At 56.7% G+C, this 1,667-nt stretch carries 1 pseudogene; it reads right to left on the bottom strand.

Annotated elements, in window-relative coordinates:
- A pseudogene (locus INT39_RS22275) lies at positions 1-1,667 on the bottom strand (condensation domain-containing protein); the annotation flags it as partial.

The raw sequence follows: 1,667 nt of genomic DNA, 5'->3' as shown, positions 1-1,667 counted from the left end.
ATGCGCTTTTGCTTCCTTCCTGCTCTGCAGCAAAACTGCCATCAAACTGCCCCAGATAATTGAAGGTAATCCGTGACTCTGGAAGTGCAGACAACACCTGTTGTGCTTGCTGATCACCAAGATAACGCAGAGCACCAAAACCAACCCCCTTCTCCGGGATTGCCCGTAACTGTTCCTTGATCCGCTTGATCGAGCCATCGATTGCTTGTACTGGACTCAACTTCACTGGGAACATACTGGTGAACCAGCCCACCGTGCGAGTCAGGTCGATATCGTCGAATAGATCCTCTCGACCATGCCCCTCCAGTTGCACCAGCACATCGTCGCTTTGCGTCCAGCAGGAGATAACTCGGGCCAAGGCGGTCAGCAGCAGGTCGTTGATTTGAGTGCGGTAAGCCGAGGGCACCTGTTGCAGCAGTTGGCGGGTATAAGACTGATCCAGGCGGGTCTGAGCGCTGGCCGCATACTGGCCCTGCATCGAACCTTCAGGGTTATCGCAGGGCAGATCGGCAATCACATCAGTCAATTGATCTTGCCAGTAGTGCAGCTCTGGCTGCAGTGCTTCGCTATTGGCGTAGGCCTGCAAGCGCTCTGCCCAACCGCAAGTCGAGCTGGTCTTGGCGGGCAGTCTCACTCCCTGACCAGAACTCAATTGGCCATAAGCAGTTTGCAAATCCTCCAGCAGAATGCGCCAAGACACACCATCTACCACCAAGTGGTGAACCGCCAGCAGCAATCGCTGACTGCCGTCGGCCAGATTTGCCAAAACTACCCGAATCAGCGGGCCACTCTGCAGACTCAGGCTGCTCTGCGCCCCAGTACACAGCGCTTCCAGCTCCTCTTCATTCTGTACTTCGGACTCCCATAGAATTGACTGCTGCCCATCAACAGGGTGGTAATTAGCCTTCCAGCTGCCGTTGCTCCCCTGAGTAAAGCCCAAACGCAGCGCATCGTGGTGACGCACAATTGCCTGCAGTGCCAGCTCCAGCTTCTCTGCTTCCAAGGCCTTGCCCGGCTTGAGCAACAGCGCCTGGTTCCAGTGATGGCGTTCAGGAATGTCCTCTTCGAAGAAGCTCTGCTGGATCGGCAACAGAAGTGCCTCGCCAGTGACCGGCCCCTGATCAATCTGCAGCCCCCCTCCTCTCCACACTGTGCTACCGAGGCCAGGCCCTGCACCGTCTGGTGCTGGAACAGCTCCTTGGGGGTAAAGCGGATACCTGCTTGGCGGGCACGACTGACGACCTGGATGGAAATGATCGAGTCGCCGCCCAACTCGAAGAAGTTATCGGTGAGACCGACCTTCTCCACCTTCAACACATCAGCCCAGATGGCGGCTATTTGCTGCTCAAGATCGCTCTGTGGTGCGACGTACTCCTGCTGCAACTGGCTGACATCGGGTGCAGGCAGGGCCTTTCGATCCAACTTGCCGTTGGGCGTCAGCGGCAGTTGCTCAATGAAAAGCAGATGGGCCGGGACCATATAGTCCGGCAAGGTTTCTTTCAGGTGGTCGCGCAGCGTAATGCGCAGGGCAGCCTGTTGCTCTGGGTCGTTCGACAAGTCGGTATCGGTAACCAAATAGCTAACCAACTGCTTACCGCTTGGTCCGTCGATATCGACAACCAGGGTGTCGCGAATCGCAGCATGCTCCTGCAACTTGGCCTCGATCT

Source organism: Pseudomonas sp. FME51, assembly GCF_014897305.1.
This window is presented reverse-complemented; position numbering and strand designations above follow the sequence as displayed.